The organism is Vibrio sp. Y29_XK_CS5 (genome assembly GCF_024181835.1).
Classification (GTDB): domain Bacteria; phylum Pseudomonadota; class Gammaproteobacteria; order Enterobacterales; family Vibrionaceae; genus Vibrio; species Vibrio harveyi.
In genome coordinates this window covers 1,168,223-1,187,765 of the sequence record NZ_JAMZAM010000001.1, presented here as the reverse complement: position 1 = coordinate 1,187,765, position 19,543 = coordinate 1,168,223, and the positions used below count along the sequence as shown (strand labels likewise).

The window sequence follows — 19,543 nt, the reverse complement described above, 5'->3', positions numbered from 1 at the left end:
CACTATTGCATTAAAAAATAGTTGAATTTGAAAGCCGAGCAGTTAGCTCGGCTTTTTTGTCCCTGCTCATCCATGCCCAATTCATTCAAAAAAATTCGTAATATTTTTGCTTTATTCTTCATTTATTGACGTTTTTAAGTGTCTGGTTCCACTTTAGTTGAATGAGTCGATATATTTCATGGTTCAAATAAATTTTAAACTTGCGGTAGATCAATAAAATTTACGCAAACGAACAACTAACTCTAAAAGATAGTTGAAAGATTAAAAAATTATTGAATAATAGAAGGCACAAACAAGAAGTACGCAGCGCGGAAGCGCAATTACAACCTCTGCTCCACAACAGGAAACTATTTCATGTCTAATTCGTTTGTACTGGTGATCAACTCTGGTAGCTCATCACTAAAATTTGCAGTAATCGACTCTCAATCTGGCGATGCTGTGCTAAGTGGTCTGGGCGAATGCTTTGGTCTATCAGACGCTCGTATGAGCTGGAAATTCAACGGTGAGAAATTTGAGTACGCTATTCAAGGCGATGAGAATCACCATCAACTTGCAGTAGCAAAACTAGTTGAGTTAGTAAAAGAGTACAAATTAATTGAAGATGTTGTTGCTGTTGGTCACCGAGTGGTTCACGGCGGTGAGAAGTTTACCAAAACAGTCCGTTTAGATGAGTCTGTTATTGCAGACGTAGAAGCGCTAAGTGATTTGGCTCCTCTACATAACCTTGCTCATGCGATTGGTATGCGTGCTTCAATGGCGGCATTCCCTGAGCTACCTCAGTTTGCTGTGTTTGATACTGCTTTCCACCAAACAATGCCTGCAAAAGCTTACACTGGTGCAATTGCGAAAGAGCTTTACTCAGACTTCGGCATCCGTCGTTACGGCTTCCACGGCACTAGCCACTACTTTGTAAGTCGCGAAGCTGCGAAGATGATTAACAAGCCGGTTGAAGAATCGAGCTTCATCTCTGTTCACCTTGGTAACGGTGCTTCTGTTTGTGCAATCAACAACGGCGAATCTGTAGATACGTCTATGGGTTTCACGCCACTGTCTGGTCTAATGATGGGTACACGTTGTGGTGACCTTGACCCAGGCATCATTGAGTACCTACTGAAGAAAGGTTGGTCTCAAGAGAAAGTGTTCAACTCATTGAACAAAGCTTCTGGCTTCTTAGGTGTTTCTGGCCTAACAAGCGATGCACGCGGTATTTTGGAAGCGATGGAAGAAGGTCACGAAGGCGCTGCTCTAGCATTCCAAGTATTCACATACCGTGTGTCTAAATACATCGCATCTTACCTTGCTGCTCTTGATTCATTCGACGGCATCATCTTCACTGGCGGTATTGGCGAAAACTCTATGCCAATTCGTCGCGAAATCCTAAACAACCTAAAACTTCTAGGTTTTGTTGAAGATGTGAAAGGTAATGAAGATGCACGATTTGGTAACGCAGGTGTTGTTGCTACATCTGAGTTACTTGGTGCGAAAGCGCTAGTTATTCCTACCAATGAAGAGTGGGTTATCGCTCAACAGTCGGTGGAACTGCTGTAAAACGGCAAAAATTTTGGGAACTAAGTCAAAGCCCTTTCCGGTTGGAAAGGGCTTTTTTCGTCTTGGAGAGAGGCGAGTAACGATTTTATCGATACTGTTACTCCTCATTCCCTTGGTAGTTTAAGTATTGAATGCACAGCTCATGGAAAGCTTTAGCTTGAGGCGATATTGTTCGGTCCGTTAAGGTAAAGATTCCCACCTGCCTTTTCAAAGGTGGATCAATAAGCGGAATCCAAACTAATCGAGTTTCATTGGTTGGGAACGCTAACTTTGGCAAGGTGGTGACACCAATACCGAGCTCAAGGACTGAGAACAAAGACGTAATGTTCTCCACGGAATACAATGCTTGTTCACTTAGCGCGCGTGCAGGAGTGGGATCGAGTAGGGTACAAGTCCCGTTTCGAATAAAAGGTTGTACCAACAGCGTTTGCCACTCGATTCCTTCTGGATGCTGAGCAATAGGGTTATCCTTCAAACACACTACACCAATGGGGTCAGAGATTAACGGGGTAAACTCGATACCGCCTTCGTCCAAGTGTGATGGGTTACCCAACGCTAAATCCACTTCGCCTGATAACAAACGCGCTTCGACGCCAGCGGCGTTATCATCAATTAGGCTGACTTCTACATTCGGGTATCGTTCACAGAATGCGCCGAGCACACTGGGAATCAGCTTGGCAGCAACAGAAGGAACGCTGGCGATGCGTACCCGCCCTTGCTGCCCTGCGGCGGCGGCTTTCAAGTCATTATCCAGTGCGTTATAGATGTTGAGAAACTGAATGATCTTAGGCAGGCAGATCTCGCCGAAAGGTGTGAGTTTGGATTTATTTCCAGATTCAAATAGGCTCTGACCAAGTATCTTTTCTAGTTCTTTTATGGATGTCGACAGTGCTGCTTGAGAGCGATTTGCTCTATGTGAAGCGGCTCGAAAGCCACCTTCCTCGACCACCATCACAAAATGCTTTAATTGTTGAAGCTTGATACTCACGGCGAAACCTCTGCAATCCCTTTATTTACCTTAGTTTTAATAAGGTGATAGATTTTTCTTATCAAATGTAAAAAATTTACCGTTCGATTTATCGCCTGTCAATGTGCAGTATTTAACTATCTTGAAACAAGGTTGTTACAAAGGTTGAAGGGCACGTGAATACTTCTACGAAAAAATACCCAGTCAAAACTGCATTGTTTGCCTCTAAAGCGCCGCTTGAATGGGCAATCGTCAACAATGGTACTTTATACACCGCGCAAATCCCGATTGATGATAATGGTGCTGTCGTGGAAGGCGGTATCGAAGCGCAAACTCGTCAAACCTTTAATAATCTCGTTCACACGCTGGAGTGTGCAGGGGAGTCTTTAGATTCTGTTCTGCAAGTGCTGATTTATGTGACGGATCGTGAGTACTTAAAAACGGTTAACCAAGTCTACGCTGAGTATTTTGACGCACCTTACCCTAATCGTGCCGCTATGGTTGTGGCAGGACTAGCGCGTGAAGAGATGCTGGTGGAGTTTGTGGTGTATGCATCAGCGAGTCAACCAGAGTAAAGAATAATAATCAAAGCCTCATCACCGGGCTTTGTCAGTGAGATCAGTGAGCTGGTGGCGATCACCAGACGTCAGGAAGAATAAGGACAGAGCAATGACTTTTATCAATAATGTTCAAGCAGAGAAATCTCTCTACATTGCAGGCGAATGGCAATCCGGTATTAATACGGTTGCGAACATTAACCCTTCAGACATCAGTGAGAGTTTAGGCGATTTTGCTCAAGCGAGTGAAGGTCAAGTAGAACAAGCCATTCAAGCCGCGAAAGTTGCGCAGCCAGAGTGGGAAAAAACGCCGATTGAGCGCAAACAAGCGGTTTTGCAGGCGATTGGTGATGAGCTGATTGCTCGTTGTGATGAGCTTGGTACGCTGCTTTCACGTGAAGAAGGCAAGCCTTTTGCTGAAGGTCGCGGTGAAATCTACCGTGCTGGTCAATTCTTCCAATATTTCGCGGCGGAAGTGCTGCGTCAAATTGGCGATAACGCAGCTTCTGTCCGTCCAGGCGTTTCCGTAGAGGTCACTCGTGAAGCCGTCGGCGTTATCGCCATTATCTCTCCTTGGAATTTCCCAACCGCAACGGCTGCATGGAAAATCGCACCAGCGCTTGCTTTCGGCAACAGCGTTGTGTGGAAGCCCGCTAACCTAACGCCTGCTAGTGCAGTTGCACTGACAGAGATTATCCATCGTCAAGGCTTACCAGCAGGCACGTTCAACCTTGTGTTGGGCAGCGGCTCGCAAGTGGGTAACACGCTTATCAACTCGAAAGGTGTAAATGGTGTGAGCTTTACTGGCTCTGTGGATACCGGACGTAAAGTAGCGGCAGCAACGGCACCGAATTTTGTGCGCTGTCAGTTAGAAATGGGCAGTAAGAACGCACTTGTGGTAGCCGATGATGCAGACATTCAAATTGCCGTTGAAGCAACCATTGCAGGCTCTTTCTCTGGAGCAGGTCAGAAGTGTACCGCGTCTTCTCGCCTTGTCGTCATGGATGGCATTCACGATGCCTACGTGGAAGCGCTGATCAAACGTATGAGTGAACTTAAAGTCGGTCACGCTTTAGAAGACGGTGTGTTCATGGGACCTGTTGTGGATGGAAACCAATTGAATGCCAACTTTGAATGGATTGAGAAAGCACGTCAAAGCGGTGCCGAGTTAGCGTTCGGTGGCGAGCGCTTGAACTTAGAGCATGACGGTTTCTACATGTCGCCAACTCTTTTCCTCAATACGCAAAACAGCTGGGAAGTGAACCAAGAAGAAGTGTTTGCGCCAATGGCAAGCGTGATTCGAGTTTCTGACTTGGACGAAGCCATTGCTGTAGCGAACGATACTCGCTTTGGCTTGACGGGCGGCATCATTACACAAAGCCTGCGTAATAGCGCCATCTTCAAACAACAAGTGCAAACTGGCTGTGTCATGGTCAACCTACCAACCGCAGGAACAGATTACCACGTGCCGTTTGGCGGTCGTAAAGAGTCGAGCTTTGGTCCACGCGAGCAAGGTCAATACGCAAAAGAATTCTACACCGTGGTGAAAACCGCTTATCAACGTCCTTACTAAGTGAAATAGGGCAGCCGAGCATTCCGCTGCCCAACCTTAAAGGCTCATTAACGTTTAAGGAGTGGTTATGTACCAACAACGGATTGTGATTGATGGATTGCAGTACTGCAATTGGGATCGAGAATACTTCCAAACGCTGAAGGCGAGCGGTATTACGGCTGTGCATGCGACGATTGTTTATCATGAGAATGCACGCGAGACCTTAACTCGCTTTGCCGAATGGAACCTGAGATTTGAACAAAATGCAGACCTTATTATGCCTATTTACTCGATGACTGACGTCGAGAAAGCAAAAGCAGAGGGTAAGGTTGGCGTCTTTTTTGGTGCGCAGAATTGCTCTCCAATTGACGATGAAATCGGCTTAATAGAAGTCATGCGCCGTCAAGGTTTGCTGATTATGCAGTTGACCTATAACAACCAAAGCTTGCTGGCGACAGGATGCTATGAGCAGAACGACTCTGGTGTCACGCGTTTTGGTAAACAAGCCATCGAAGAGATGAACCGTGTCGGGATGATCATCGATATGTCCCACAGTGCAGAGCGCTCAACGTTGGAAGCGATTGACCTTTCTTCACGTCCCATTTGTATTAGTCACGCGAACCCAACGTTTGCTCATGATGCTCTGCGCAACAAATCGAACAAGGTCATTAAAGCGCTCACCGAACGTGGCGGCTTGATTGGCTTTAGTCTTTACCCATTCCATCTTCCAAACGGAAGCCAATGCACGCTAGAAGATTTCTGCCAAATGGTCGCGAAAACTGCCGATCAGTTCGGTGTGGATCACTTAGGCATCGGCAGTGATCTTTGTTTAAACCAACCACAGCAAGTGCTTGAGTGGATGCGCAACGGTCGTTGGTCCAAAGCAATGGACTATGGTGAAGGCTCCGCTAGTAATGCGGGGTGGCCTGATGCTTTGCCTTGGTTTAGTGGCAGTAAAGGGATGGAGAACATTTACAACGGCTTAATGCGTCATGGATTCAGTGAATCCGAGGCAGGAAAAATCCTGGGTGAGAACTGGTTTAACTTCCTTAAAGAAGGGCTGGAGGCGAGCTAGGTCGTAACCCAAATAAACATGGAATAGCTCGCTCAAAAAATAATAACAAGGCGAGTGTTAAAGTCACTTTTTGTAGCCGTTATGGCAGCTGCAATAAACCTCTGGAGTCAGAGTATGTCTGATCTAACCAATAGCATGAAAGCTTCAACGATGAGCGTGTCATCAAAGAAGCAACAAGCAAAACACAACGACACTTCAGCAACAGAAAATTCACCGGATAAGTTAGGGTTAAGTAACCCGGCACTTTGGTATAGCGGTGGCTTTATTGCCTTGTTCGTAGCTATCGCGCTTTACGATGGAGAGTTGCTATCAACGTTAGTTAATACGGGATTTGCGTGGTCAGTAAAAGTCTTCGGTCCGTACTGGCAGATACTGCTTCTTCTCACTTTTCTTATTGGTCTTGGCTTGGCTGCAGGGCGAACAGGCAAGGTGATTTTAGGCGGAACAACGAAGCCTGAAATGGATGGTTTTCGTTGGATGGCAATCATCTTCTGTACGCTTTTAGCTGGCGGCGGCGTATTTTGGGCGGCGGCAGAGCCTATCGCGCACTACGTGAGTCCTCCACCTTTGTATGGTCCGCAAGACAATCCTCAGCAAGGTGCCATTAATGCGTTGTCACAGTCGTTTATGCACTGGGGTTTTCTCGCGTGGGCTATTGTTGGCAGCTTAACGTCTATCGTGGTCATGCATTTACACTACGATAAAGGACTGCCGTTAAAACCTCGTATCTTGCTTTATCCAGTGCTGGGTGAGCGAGCGCTAAAAGGTCAAACAGGCGCATTGATTGACGCATGTTGCATCATCGCCGTAGCGGCAGGAACCATTGGACCGATTGGGTTCCTAGGTTTACAGGTTAGCTACGCGTTAAATGCATTGTTTGATATCCCGGATGGCTTTACCACACAGTTGATCATCATCTTATTTGCGATTGTGTTGTACACCGTCTCTGCCCTAAGTGGCTTAAACCGCGGGATGCAAATGCTGAGTCGTTACAACGTGATTCTCGCGTTAGTGTTGATGGTTTATATCCTTCTATTTGGTCCAACAGATTTTATCTTCAATGGTTATATTCAAGGCGTGGGCACCATGCTGGATAACTTTATCCCAATGGCAACTTACCGTGGTGATGAAGGTTGGTTGAGCTGGTGGACAGTATTCTTCTGGGGCTGGTTCTTGGGCTACGGACCGATGATGGCGATCTTCATTGCACGTATCTCTCGTGGTCGCAGTATTCGTCAAATTATCTCGACGATCAGCATTGTTGCTCCGCTTACTACGTGTTTTTGGTTCACCATTGTTGGTGGCTCTGGCTTAGCGTTTGAAATTGCGAACCCAGGCAGTGTGAGTGCAGCATTTGAAGGCTTCAATTTACCGGGCGCGTTACTCGCAGTGACTCAACAACTGCCAATGCCGCTACTTGTTTCAATCTTGTTCTTGATTTTGACCACGATCTTCATCGTTACTACTGGTGACTCAATGACGTACACCATCAGTGTTGTGATCAGTGGTGAGACAGAACCAAATGCGATTATTCGTACCTTCTGGGGCGTGGCTATGGGTATCACGGCGTTGATTCTCATCTCACTTGGCTCTGGTGGTATATCAGCCCTGCAATCCTTCATCGTGATTACAGCCGTTCCAGTGTCATTAATTCTGTTACCGTCACTTTGGAATGCACCGCAGATCGCTATGAAGATGGCGAAAGAGCAAGGGCTATAACAACGGTTATAACAAAAAGATCAAACCCAATAACGTGGCGCTTGTGTGGGTGATTCCTCCCCACTCCCGCACAAGCCCTTATTCTTACAATAAAAAATAGGTGGTGAGCAAAATGGATGCACATCGTTCTACTTACACTGAAACAACACTTCGCAACGCTGCAATTGTGATGGCGCCAGACAGGCTAGGGGCTATGCACCAAAATCGAATCAGCTTTGTGCGAAGTTTGATCCGAAAAATGGCGAGTCAGGAATGGCGAGTGAGCAAGCATGAGTGGCAATTGTGTCCACGCGGTTTTGGTCATGTAATTTACAAATTAGCGACGCCGGAACACATTTATCACTTGGTTGTTTTTTGCGATGAAATTGCTGATGAAGAGCGTAACGACCGAGTCATTGCTGAAAAATGGGACGTAACCTTTGCGCTGGTCAAAGGTGAAGTTAATGTTGAGTTGCTAGAGCAACTTAGAGCCAATGTGCCTTTGCAAGAAGCGGGGCGCAATCCAAACAACGTGCTTGTTCTTGCTCGTGCGAATAAGAGTGTTCGTGTGTTTGAACACATTGTGAATGCGCTTTCTAAAGGTGAGCAGCCAGAGCCTTCGGAACTAGCAGAAGTGGGTTACATCCTAAGAACCACCGCCGTTTATGGTAACGGTAAATTTGGTATTGCCGATTTTAAACTGCTGGAGAACAACCCTGATTTCAACCAATCGTTCAGTGCACAAATGTGTGCCGTTTATATGCTGCGTGAATTCAGTTTAGATTGGGTTCATTACCTTGCTGCGAAAAAAGGCGGAGATAATGCAGTTGCACTTCACAAAGGCCTGCAGCGCTATCTTGGTGTGGGGAATGCAACTGGTTTGGGTATGGCGCCATATTTAATCAACCATCCATGTATTGTCGACCAATGGATGACATCACGTGAGCGTGCTATTGCAAATGTGCTTGCCATGCCATGTGAATCTACCGAGTTAGAGCTGCCGTTAAAAGCCCTGCTTAAAAAAGCACAGCGACACTTAGAGCAAGTGATAACAATCAATGAACATCAAGATCAGCTTAATCATCAAGCGATTGCTGATCTCCAAGCGCTACAAATTAACTTAAATGCTTTGATGGCAGAGCACTCGAATTGGGCAAGCTTGATCAAACAAACCATAACCATGAGTTTGGAAGCCCAAGAAATCCTAACTTCATGTTTGATCGAGCTTTACCCGTCTTTGGTTGATGAATTTGAAAACCAAATGAACACCGATGAGTCACTCTCTATTCCTGGTGGTAAAAGCGTTCAAGATGTTTTGCAAATACTAGAGAGCAAATACCGTTGGTCAATCGATGCCGACTACACGTTACCAGAGAACAACTATTGGTTCTGGTATCGCTCACAAGACAAAGAAGAACCGAGACTAGGCATTCGTGGGGAAGAAATCGGTGAAGAACGTGAGTTGCCACTCGATATAGGGCGACAAGTAAACCGCCTCTACCATGCGCTGCAAACGTGCCAGCCAGAAACATCGTTGGCGGAGTTCTTACTGCAGCATCCGCAGTATCGTGCAATCACTCGTCGTGTATGGACGCTCGGCAATCGAGAAATGGGCGATATCCAGATGAATGTACTACGTGAAGACGCACTACCGATGCATCTACTACGCTGTAAGTTAGCAATCTTTGGTGCGACTAAGTTTGATCCGCGTTCAGACCGATGGGTGCGCGTGACCTTTTTCCAAGGCGCACCATTGCTTGATGAGATTCAGGACCCGCGTTTCAGCGATACGTGGATTTTCCCAACCATGCCAGAGCGTGAAGAAATCGCGCAAAGCGACAATCAAAAAATCACTGGAGGTTTTGCATTATGATCGTTTCGCATAACGAGCTGGTAGCAGCAGTAAACAAAGCTTTTCTTGGTATGCGCCGTCATTGCGGTGAAGCCGATGTGATTGCCAATATGGTTGCGGATCTGCAAATGGTGGGTTTGCACGGCGTGCGTCACTTCAACAACGCCAGCCTGTTTCTCAACTTAGATTCAGATTGCGCGGTCACTATTACGAGTAACACCGACTCTCATATCGAAGTCGAGTTAAACAATGGCAGTATCGCCTGTCATTTACCGGCGGTGTTGGATTTTGCGCTTGAGAAAATGGTCAACAGCAAGAGCGTCACCATCACACTCAAACAATGCCACAATCGTTGGTTAGCGTTTAGTGAGCTAGTTAGGCTATCTGCCAAAGGCATTGCGTGCCGTGCTCAGTGGGTTAATGGCACTAGCCCAAAGCGAACCTTGTATGTGTTAAACCGTGGGCGGATTGCACCAGAGGTATTCTTTTCTGATCAGATTGAAGACAACAGTACCGATTATCACAGTATGACGATAGAGCTTGCCGTAACGGATTTTGATATCGAAGCAAGTTCACAAGGTTACGCAATTCATATTGATGGAGATGAACTGAATCGTGCGCAGAAAACGTCGTGGGAAGAGGGTATCTTTGTTGAAGACGGAGAATGGGAAGCTCTTAAACAAACTGCCACAGTCTTCCTTGTTGAGAACAGTGAACGCTCGGTGCAAGGCGCGGGTGAGTTAGTGTAGCGCAACCAAAACGGCATCACTGGGAATAGAAAGAGAGGTAGCTGAATGCTGCCTCTTTTCGTTTAAGAATAAAGCAGGATTATGATTCTCAACTACGCTAATGACAGGTTGTTTGCATGACGAAGGAGAATCAAATGAGCACCATGCAAATCGATATAGAAGAGAATAAGCGCAATGCCATAGCTTTCTATGAGATGGCGTATCGAGGAGAACCGAGAAAAGCGGTCGAGCTGTACGTGGGGGATGAATACATTCAGCACAATCCGTTAGTGGGTAACGGTACCGAGCCATTTATCGCTTATTTCGAGCGAATGCAGGAAGAGTATCCCAACAAAGATATTACGTTTGTTCGCGCAGTTGCAGAGGGGAATTTGGTGGCACTGCATACTCATCAGACGTGGCCTGATGATGTGGAATATGTAACGATGGATTTCTTCCGCTTTGATCTAAACGGTAAGATTGTCGAGCATTGGGATGCGTTGCAGGAAATACCGAAAGAGACAGCAAACGGGAATTCTATGTACTAGCGCACCGAGCCTTGCCATACGCGTTAAGCACGGCAAGGCACTGAGATTGTAATTAAGTCTATTGCGCTTGGTTATCCAGCCACTCACGTGTCACCGTGTCTAAATCTCGTCCTTCACGACAGATTTTGTAATCCAATTCCGCAATGATATCGTTTGAGAAACGGAGCGTGTCCAATCTATTCAACTCATCTTGAGTAAATTTATCTGATTTGTCTTGGCGCAATAGCAATACCGCTTTATCGACAATACCCAGCAAACCTTTTGGTTCTGCGATTTCTCGAATTGAGTACTTATAGTGAAGAAATTGAGGCTTCCAAAGCGGCACGATAACCCATTGTTTGTTCTCTACCGCCTTCTCAAATGCAGTAAAGCAATCTTCTTCCGTCCCTGTGTGGAAACGATAACCTGCTTCGGTCAGCGAGTATTCGTCCATCATCTTGATCGAAAAGCGCGTAATGCCTGCGCCAGGGTTAATGCCTTGAATATCGGATTTCATTTTCGCTACAACTTCAGGTTTAGTTAGGTCGCTCACTTCTGATACGAGCGCTTCTGGAACGTAATCTGGTACACCCCAAAGTGCGTAAGGTTCGTAGTGTAAGCCGATCTCCAGTAGGGGTTGTACTTCTTCTACCGATGCTTTGTAAATGCCGTGACTTGATGGTAACCAAGCCGAAGAAAGCATGTCGATTTCACCAGATTTGAGCTTTGAGAAGTTCTCTTCATGGGGTGAATAAATACGCTCGACCTCAAAACCCATATCATTGAGTATATGGCTGACAAGAGAAGCAGTGACACGATGAAATGAGAGGTTAGTGACACCGAGTTTTATAGCTTTTGACGTGTTAGTTTGAGTCATACTGAATTCCTTATTTTTATTCGTGCGAAGTTGAGTCGTGCACTGTGTTTTCGAAGTGATAGTAGGCTCAAGATAGGAAGGGATAAATAGCGAACGCTTTGAGTCACTGTCAAAAATGATTTGATAATCAAGTGCGATAATTACATGAAGGATGTTGAGCAAGGTTGCGGGAAAGGGGGCTTAAGTCGCGGATCAATACAGTAAGAACAGTCCTTCGTATCCACCAATATGAATGTCGGAAACATAGTCTCCAACATTGCCATCCTTGTCGACAGGTCGCATTGGTTTGTCTAGCGTGATGGTGATTTTGGGCGCAGTAAAATAGTCCGCGCTTTTGCCAAAAAAATCAGTGCGATATAACACGCGCCCTTTGCTAAATTCTCTTGCTAACACCATCTCAATTGGACCATCAGAAACTACGGATTCCTCTGAGCGAAAGGCAAAATAGGTATATGTCGGTAGGACGTGAGCAAGACCATCGGGCAGATCTGCGTGCACCACTTCATTCATGGAAGAGTCACCAACTACGGTGTAATCAGCGGCTGAAGGAGTGCTGGTGGACATCATCAAAGGTATTGCTGTAAAGCCTTCTGGGATTTGATTTACTGGTTCGCCCAGATCAACGGCAAGTAATGTAGTTGGTTGATAAGCGATGTTTTTGGGTACTCCGGCTTTCCAGAAGTTGTCGACAGTGGTGTTGTTGCTGCCGTACAGATAACCGCTGTCCCATTGATTAAAATAGCTGTATCCCGAGTGGTGATTTAAGTAAAACGCTGCTAATGCAGAGTATTGATCCTGCTTCCAATTGTCTTCAGTGTTACCGAAGTACTGAACTCGACCATAACGTGTTGTTGCTTGGTAAATCACTTTCTGACCTACTTTGGCGAGAGCGGCGTTATCCCAGAATTTAGCCAAACCTGCATAGCCACTAAAGCCAGTAGAAGGGAATAGATAGTGCTCCCGTAAGTACAGGGAACCTGCTTTAACTAAGTGACTCTGTCCATTGCGACCATATAAGTTTGCCGTGCCTATGTTGAGACCAATTAGCGCATCCGGATCCAGCGTTGCCAGTTTGTTTAAGAATGCCGAAAACTGAGCTTTGTACGCATCATCAGCGGCTTGGCTTCCTGCAACCAAACCAAGTTCATCTACCATACCACCGGAATAGATGTAGAACTGATTTGCACCAAGCAGTTTGTTTGTATCGTCATTGTATGCACCGTTTAAGCCTTGTTTCGCCCATTCTGCTTGGTAATAGTGGTGAACTGCGTTGGCAAAGTTGGGATTGCCGAGATTGGTTAATGCCCACGAGGAGGTTTGGTTCCACATTCGCCCAAATGGAATGACTCGAGACTCCCAACGGAAACGAGCGGTCGCATTTTTGTTTGAGCGGTTTTTATATTCATTCCAAGAGAGATAATTGTCTTGGTTAAGATCCGCAGATTTATCAAAGCCACGAATTTTGCGCCAACGTTGAATCGTTTTTCCGTCAGGTGTTGCCGTTGGTGCATTCGTCAACTTAACGGTTGGAAAACTGTTCTTGAGCTTCACTTCTTTTAGGTGAGGGCGATTCTCAATATTGTCACCATGCCAAGTCACTCTCGCAACATACAAGCGACCACCATCTCGCAAGAAGGTCGAACCAAAGTACTGACCGCCGCCATAGGTTTGTCCACTGCCATCGTGCGTTGTGGCACGAACCCAATCTGATGGAACAGACCAGTTTACAGTCTGGTTTTTGGTCATGCTCTCGGTTTTGTCTCTCTTAATATCGAAGCTTGTCCATTCCGTTACCTGACCGAACGAATCGACAGAAGAAGGGTATTCAATGGTGAAGCTGCCGCCTTGAGCAAATTGGGTGAACTTAAAAGCTAAGCGGTCGAACTTTTCTGAGTGATAAACATAGAGCGCCCCGCCATTATGAGCTTGACCGAATACGTCAGCGTTCCATGGCGGTGATTGATATAGCCAAAAACCGGCGTGGTCGGCGCTAGCGGTATAGCCAACGATCATCGGTTTTCGATTAAGCAGGGTATTTTCGCCATGAGTTTCGTCTACCTCGGCGATGATGGTGTCTTCGGCAAAATGGAGAAAGTAATCCTCGTAATCAATCCCATTCAGCTCTGCCTCGTTGCGAATATCGTTTTCTACCCATCCTGTATTGAGTTCAAGTTTTTGGTTGTACATGTAGCCAATGGCTTTGACGCGCTCGTTATCGGCTTTGTTTGGATACGTTCCAAAAACAACATCGGCATTCTCTAGCTCCCATTCAATAGAAGCAGCGGCTGAGATTGGGGTATCTTGCATATCAACGCCTTGTTCATGTAACCCCGGTAGAATGATCGCTGTCGCTGCCCATGTCATAGGCGCAGAAAGTAAGCTCAGAGCGCCCAAAGCTGAGAGCATAAAATGCATTGGCTTCATCATTGAGTTGTCCCAATCAAAAATGTTGATTACTCAAATTGCGAATCAAATTAAGAAGAAGTATTAGCGATAGGTATGACCAATTCAAGGAAGGGTGAGTGTGTCTTTTGGTTTATCACTTTTATATCGAATCAATAGTTGTCGCTATTCAGTAATTTATAAAATTAATATTTACTGTCTCAAAAATGAAACTTGAAGAATAAAAGTTTCGATATTTCTAGTTCTTTTCAAAATGAAAATTTACGTATTTACGATGGTATTTCATGAAGAGCTAAAATAAGCATCAGATTTTATATTTTAAAAGTGATCTTTGTTGAGTTATTCATCAAAATGATTATCAAAATAAACTCATAAAGGTAAAATAGAGTGGCAATATAGTTCGCCTCGCTGGGGTTCTTTCAGTTTTGGCGTATAGAGCGTATAAATCCGAAGTTGTGCTAGATAGTCCTCACACGGCTAGCCGCCTTTTGTTTGTTCAGTTCATTGCCACTTTCTTATATTGAAAGTGCATATGAAACTAACTTTTTTTGTCTATATACACTTATAAAAGTCAGATAGAAAAAATATAAGTATTTTATTTAATCGCTTGTTTACAATAAGTAAACATTTGACCCTTTTGGATAAATGTCGCATGAATGCAAAGAATAAACTTTTAGCATCAATAGGTATTTTAATAATTACGATCGTAACTATTATTTCAGTGTTGAGTTACAACCAAATTAACTCTTCTTCCACAAACTCTTACCAAACTAACCTTTCTACCAGTACACATTTAATAACGTCAGCTGTTGAACAAAAGATCCAAACTTACTTTACGAGCTTAGAAGCGACAGCGTCTGCCATTGAAGTCAACAACCAAACTGCATCTATTGATAACCGTATGGTGGAGATGTTGGTTCAAGGTACAAAGAGCCTAGGGGTTTCCAACTACTTTATCGCGCTTCCTGACGGAACTCTTTACGATTCAGATTCAAAAGGTCTGCATCCAACTTTTAATGCTAAAAAGCTGCAAAGGGAGTGGTATGTAAAGGCGATGTCTGGGCAGGACCAAGTTGTCACTAAGCCGTTTAAAGCGAGCACGGGACAGATGTCTATTTCTCTCGTTATTCCGGTAAAACGAAACGGTGAGGTCGTGGCGATTGTTGGTTTGAGTCTGCTGATGAACGATTTGACTCGCTTCATTAATGGGTTGGCGGAAGACAGCAATGTTTTTGTTGCTCGTGAAGATGGTTACTTGATGGCGGCGTATGAAGAGCAGCTTGTCGGCGAAGATTTGTTTGAGTTACGACCTTCATACAAGCAGTACGCGAGTGATGCATCTAGCTCACACTCTTACACGGTTCCAGACCGTGGTGAGTTTTACGTAGTATCTGAACGTTCGAAAGCGCTTGGTTGGACCGTTTGGGCTTTCGCGAGCTGGGAAGACATTAAAGCGACGTCTCGTGAAGCAGTGATCACCAACTTAGTTTCTGGTCTCGTGTTCATTATTATTGGCACGCTAGGTGCGTCATTGTTAATTCAAAAGTTGTTGTACAACCCAATTGGTGGCGAGCCGAAAGAGATTGAACGTCTAGTCGACAAGATTGCGAATGGTGATCTGACTGATATTCCAGCTGCAAAAGGCAGTGACATTGGTGTGTATCGTTCAACACTGTTAATGGCAGATAAATTGAAGACTATGATCACCGACATCAATTTGTCTTCGGAAGAGCTTATTGAAGCGTCGAGCAAGCTGGAGCGTTCATCTATCAAAGTGGATGGCTCATCTAAATCTCAAATGATGCAACTGGAGCAAGTTGCAACCGCAATGAACGAGATGACAGCAACGGTGGCTGAGGTTGCCCAAAGTGCGGTTGAGGCATCAAGCTCATCAAGCGATGCAAATAACAGCTCAGAGCAAGGTTTGACGGTTGTTGCTCAAATGAACTCTGATATTACGACGCTTGTAAACGACATCAACCAGGTCCAACAGGTGATACGTAACGTTCATACTGAAACGGAAAATGTCGGTGGTATTCTGGATGTGATTCGTGGCATTGCTGATCAAACGAACCTGCTTGCACTGAATGCTGCTATTGAAGCTGCACGTGCTGGTGAGCATGGTCGCGGTTTTGCTGTAGTAGCGGATGAAGTTCGCTCTCTTGCGACGAAAACGCAACAAAGCACCAATGAGATCCAATCGATGATTGAAGTTCTGCAAGAGCAAGCGAACAAGTCGGTATTGCTGATGCAAGACAACTCGGACAGTGCAAAACGCACGCTTGATAAGGCAGAAGAGGCGACGTTATCTCTAGACCAGATTCGCCATGAAATCCAGCGAATCCAAGATATGAACCACCAAATTGCCACTGCGGCTGAAGAGCAATCTCAGGTGGCGCATGAGATCAACGAAAGCGTGATTAACGTGAATGATCTTGCACGTGATACGACGGTAGATGTTCAAGACAATGTGGATACATCAGAAGCCTTGATTGCGATGTCGAATAAGCTTCGTGATAGTGTCAGCATGTTTAAGTTGAACTAAGTTATATCGTTCAAGTTTAAGACTTAACACCAACGAAAGAGAGGCGCATACCTCTCTTTTTATTGCCTTTCATTGACTTCCTTTCCATTAGGTTTTTCAACAAACCTCGTTAAAACCTAAACTCATTGCGCCAGTCATATACTCTGCTATGTTGGTTGTTTATTATACAAAAAATTAACAATCTAAATTTTTATACATTTTTATTGCATAAAATCTCTTTCTTGCTAGTATAACTCCCAGATGACAATTAATGCAGTATGGCAGCATGAGTATTCAAGTTAAAAGTATCAATAAATCTTACGGCGATACCCAAGTTTTACACGATGTCAGTTTTAATTGTGAAAGCGGTGAAACGCTGGTGTTACTCGGTCCAAGTGGTGCAGGGAAGAGCTCTCTACTACGTGTTCTTAACCTTCTTGAAGGCGCGGATAACGGGCAATTAAACATCGCTGATGACGCATTCGACTTTTCAACTGAAATCAAAGAGAAACAAGGTTTAGCGCTTCGTCGTAAAGTGGGCATGGTTTTCCAACAGTACAATCTATGGCCACACATGACAGTGATGGAGAACCTGATTGAGGCTCCGGTAAAAGTCTCTGGCATGGATAAAGAACAAGCGAAGAAGCAGGCAATGCAAATTCTCGCAACGCTGCATTTGGCAGACAAAGCGGATGCATGGCCGATGCAACTTTCTGGTGGTCAGCAACAACGTGTGGCGATAGCCCGTGCGCTGATGATGAAACCAGAAGTATTACTTTTTGATGAGCCTACCGCAGCGCTTGACCCTGAAATTACGAATCAAGTGGTCAAGATTATTAATGATTTAAGCGAAACGGGAATTACACAAGTTGTTGTGACCCATGAGGTGGATTTCGCCAAGAAAATCGCTAGCCATGTTCTATACCTAGAAAAAGGGCACATCGTAGAGCACGGTACGCACGACGCATTTGTTAATCCGCAAACCACTCAGTTTGCCGATTACCTAAATCACTAAATTACGTTTTTAAAGTTCAGTCTATTTAACAGATAAGCTCGGCTGTCATTGCGAGTGTCAGCCCACTAAGTACACACGGAGTATTGCAATGAAAAAGATTCTACTAGCTTCACTAATCGGCCTTGTCTCAGCGAACGCAGCAGCACAAGAAGAGATCAAATTTGCGATGGAAGCGACTTACGCACCGTTCGAATACATGGATGAAAACAACCAAATCCAAGGTTTTGATGTGGATCTGGCGAACGCACTATGTAAAGAAATGGAAGCAAAATGTACCTTCCACAACCAGTCTTTTGACAGCCTGATCCCTGCATTAAAATTCAAGCGTTATGATGCGGCTATCTCTGCAATGGATATTACTGATGCACGTTTGGAGCAAGTGAACTTTTCTGACCCTTACTACGACAACTCAGCAGCGTTTGTTTCTATCAAAGAAAAAGTGGCTGATCAAAAAGCACTAGAAGGTAAGCGCGTTGGTGTTCAAAACGGTTCAACACACCAAAGTTACCTGATTGAGCAAATGCCGGGCGTAACCGCGGTTCCTTACTCAAGCTACCAAGACGCGTTCATCGATATGAAAAATGGTCGTATTGATTCTGTATTCGGTGACACAGCAGTCGTAGCAGAATGGTTCAAGAAAGAAGATAACCTAGCTTACGTGGGTGAGCACGTCACTAACCCTAAATACTTCGGTAACGGTTTCGGTATCGCAGTAAACAAAGGTAACGACGAGCTAGTGAACAAGCTGAACACAGCACTGAAAACAGTGAAAGCAAACGGCGAATACGACGTAATCTACAACAAGTACTTCGGTAAGTAATATGGCACTAACGGGTTACTCTTTATCGCTTGTTCAAGCTAGTTGGATGACTGTCCAGCTAGCCTTCACAAGCCTATTAGTCGGTTTGATTCTGGCAGTGGTATTCGCCAGTGGTGAAATGTCTCGCCGCGTTTTCGTTAAATGGCCAATGACGGCGTTTGTGACGATTGTACGTGGCTTGCCAGAAATCCTTGTCGTGTTGTTCATCTATTTTGGTTCGACGCAGGTTCTGTTTTTAATCACCGGAGACTTTATAGAGGTTAGCCCGTTCTTGTCTGGCGTGGTGGCGTTGTCGTTAATCTTCGCTTCTTATGCTTCTCAAACTCTACGTGGCGCATTGAAAGCCGTTGGAAGAGGGCAAAGAGAGGCAGCAAGTGCACTCGGCATCAGTCAAGCACACGCTTTTGTTCGCATTGTTTTGCCACAAGCGGTAAGACACGCGCTACCAGGTTTAACTAACCAATGGTTGGTTTTGCTGAAAGATACCGCGCTTGTATCACTGATTGGCGTAACGGATTTATTGAAGCAAGCACAGCTAACATCTGCAGCGACGCATGAAGCGTTTACATGGTACGCAACTGCTGCGGCGATTTACTTAGGCATTACTTTGATTACGCAACGTGCCGTAAAACTGATTGATAAGAAGTTCTCAATTCAAGGCATGAGTATGGGACAGGAGGCTACCGCATGAACGAACAACACGTTTGGCAAATGCTGGATGGCTTAGGCACTAGCCTTCAATTGACCGCCGCTTCTTTGGTGGTGGGCTGTCTCTTAGCTTTGATGATGACGCTGACTCTGATCTTACGTACTCCGGGTTTGCATTGGTTAAGTCGTGGCATCATCACCTTGTTTACTGGTACACCTTTGTTGGTGCAGATCTTCTTGGTGTATTACGGTCCAGGTCAGTTTGATGTCGTAAGAGAAAGCGTATTCTGGACATGGTTAAGCCAACCTTGGTTCTGTGCGATGCTAGCATTAGCACTCAATACCGCTGCTTACAGCACTCAGTTGTTCAAAGGAGCGTTTAACGCGATTCCTTCCGGTCAATGGCAAGCGTGTCGTGCATTAGGCATGAACAAAACAGCAACACTGAAAGTGCTTCTGCCATACGCTATTCGCCGTGCTGTTCCGGCTTACTCGAACGAAGTGATTTTGGTCTTCAAAGGCACGTCACTAGCAAGCACGATTACGATCATGGATCTGATGGGTTACGCGCAGCGCATTAACGCACAAACTTACGATACGTTGACAGTATTTGGTGTTGCAGGCGCATTTTATTTAACGGTAAATGGTGTGCTGACTCTCATTTTCCGTCAGGTAGAGAAGAAAGCATTGGCGTTCGAAGCCGCATAATCCTTCAATCAACACTCATCGTTTAGTTCCACAGTGCCTCTGCG

General features: G+C 45.2%; 16 protein-coding genes. 13 read left to right on the top strand and 3 right to left on the bottom strand.

The window, feature by feature from the left end; translation table 11 throughout:
• Positions 1-354: 354 nt before the first annotated feature.
• Positions 355-1,548, top strand: coding sequence for an acetate/propionate family kinase (locus NL647_RS05315; RefSeq protein ID WP_009696351.1), 1,194 nt, complete (start codon positions 355-357; stop codon positions 1,546-1,548).
• A gap of 97 nt (positions 1,549-1,645) precedes the next feature.
• On the opposite strand, the gene NL647_RS05310 is transcribed toward NL647_RS05315, so the two are convergent.
• The gene (locus tag NL647_RS05310; protein WP_253649776.1) at positions 1,646-2,536 is read right to left on the bottom strand and encodes a LysR family transcriptional regulator; all 891 of its coding nucleotides are present in this window, start codon (positions 2,534-2,536) and stop codon (positions 1,646-1,648) included.
• 155 nt (positions 2,537-2,691) lie between these two features.
• On the opposite strand from NL647_RS05310, the gene NL647_RS05305 reads away from it, so the two are divergent.
• From NL647_RS05305 to NL647_RS05275, 7 genes are all read left to right on the top strand, one after another.
• Positions 2,692-3,090 (top strand): RidA family protein, encoded by a 399-nt coding sequence (locus tag NL647_RS05305; protein WP_253649775.1) that lies wholly within the window; start codon positions 2,692-2,694, stop codon positions 3,088-3,090.
• 94 nt (positions 3,091-3,184) lie between these two features.
• Positions 3,185-4,645: an aldehyde dehydrogenase family protein gene (locus NL647_RS05300; RefSeq protein ID WP_253649774.1), complete on the top strand. Its 1,461-nt coding sequence runs from the start codon at positions 3,185-3,187 to the stop codon at positions 4,643-4,645.
• A gap of 67 nt (positions 4,646-4,712) precedes the next feature.
• Positions 4,713-5,699: a membrane dipeptidase gene (locus tag NL647_RS05295; RefSeq protein WP_069687663.1), complete on the top strand. Its 987-nt coding sequence runs from the start codon at positions 4,713-4,715 to the stop codon at positions 5,697-5,699.
• A gap of 114 nt (positions 5,700-5,813) precedes the next feature.
• Positions 5,814-7,418 carry a BCCT family transporter gene (locus NL647_RS05290; protein ID WP_009696346.1) on the top strand — a complete coding sequence of 535 codons (1,605 nt, stop codon included), beginning with the start codon at positions 5,814-5,816 and terminating at the stop codon, positions 7,416-7,418.
• A gap of 112 nt (positions 7,419-7,530) precedes the next feature.
• Positions 7,531-9,270, top strand: a complete 1,740-nt coding sequence (locus NL647_RS05285) for a CRASP family complement regulator-acquiring lipoprotein (RefSeq protein ID WP_253649773.1) — start codon at positions 7,531-7,533, stop codon at positions 9,268-9,270.
• Complete coding sequence (locus NL647_RS05280) at positions 9,267-9,998, top strand: DUF3726 domain-containing protein (RefSeq protein ID WP_253649772.1); 732 nt, start codon at positions 9,267-9,269, stop codon at positions 9,996-9,998. The genes NL647_RS05285 and NL647_RS05280 overlap by 4 nt, the downstream gene beginning before the upstream one ends.
• Before the next feature lie 134 nt (positions 9,999-10,132).
• Positions 10,133-10,525, top strand: coding sequence for a nuclear transport factor 2 family protein (locus NL647_RS05275; protein ID WP_080994935.1), 393 nt, complete (start codon positions 10,133-10,135; stop codon positions 10,523-10,525).
• A gap of 58 nt (positions 10,526-10,583) precedes the next feature.
• Here NL647_RS05275 and NL647_RS05270 read toward each other — a convergent pair whose 3' ends face one another.
• Together NL647_RS05270 and NL647_RS05265 are read right to left on the bottom strand one after the other, a co-directional pair.
• Complete coding sequence (locus tag NL647_RS05270) at positions 10,584-11,381, bottom strand: glycine betaine ABC transporter substrate-binding protein (protein WP_253649771.1); 798 nt, start codon at positions 11,379-11,381, stop codon at positions 10,584-10,586.
• A 192-nt stretch (positions 11,382-11,573) separates the two neighbouring features.
• Positions 11,574-13,808 carry a hypothetical protein gene (locus NL647_RS05265; protein WP_253649770.1) on the bottom strand — a complete coding sequence of 745 codons (2,235 nt, stop codon included), beginning with the start codon at positions 13,806-13,808 and terminating at the stop codon, positions 11,574-11,576.
• A 628-nt stretch (positions 13,809-14,436) separates the two neighbouring features.
• On the opposite strand from NL647_RS05265, the gene NL647_RS05260 reads away from it, so the two are divergent.
• The 5 genes from NL647_RS05260 to artM all read left to right on the top strand — a co-directional run bounded on the left by NL647_RS05260 (position 14,437) and on the right by artM (position 19,499).
• On the top strand, positions 14,437-16,329 hold the full coding sequence (locus NL647_RS05260) for a methyl-accepting chemotaxis protein (protein ID WP_005450160.1): 1,893 nt from the start codon (positions 14,437-14,439) through the stop codon (positions 16,327-16,329).
• 265 nt (positions 16,330-16,594) lie between these two features.
• Entirely contained in the window at positions 16,595-17,323 is a 729-nt protein-coding gene (artP, locus tag NL647_RS05255) for an arginine ABC transporter ATP-binding protein ArtP (RefSeq protein WP_101905864.1), read from the top strand.
• Positions 17,324-17,411: 88 nt separating this feature from the next.
• A complete protein-coding gene (locus NL647_RS05250) occupies positions 17,412-18,143 on the top strand; it encodes an arginine ABC transporter substrate-binding protein (RefSeq protein WP_005443853.1) in 732 nt (243 codons plus the stop codon).
• A gap of 1 nt (position 18,144) precedes the next feature.
• A complete protein-coding gene (gene artQ / locus NL647_RS05245; protein WP_005388570.1) occupies positions 18,145-18,834 on the top strand; it encodes an arginine ABC transporter permease ArtQ in 690 nt (229 codons plus the stop codon).
• Positions 18,831-19,499 carry an arginine ABC transporter permease ArtM gene (gene artM / locus NL647_RS05240; RefSeq protein ID WP_005450156.1) on the top strand — a complete coding sequence of 223 codons (669 nt, stop codon included), beginning with the start codon at positions 18,831-18,833 and terminating at the stop codon, positions 19,497-19,499. Before artQ ends, artM begins: the two co-directional genes overlap by 4 nt.
• Positions 19,500-19,543: the final 44 nt, after the last annotated feature.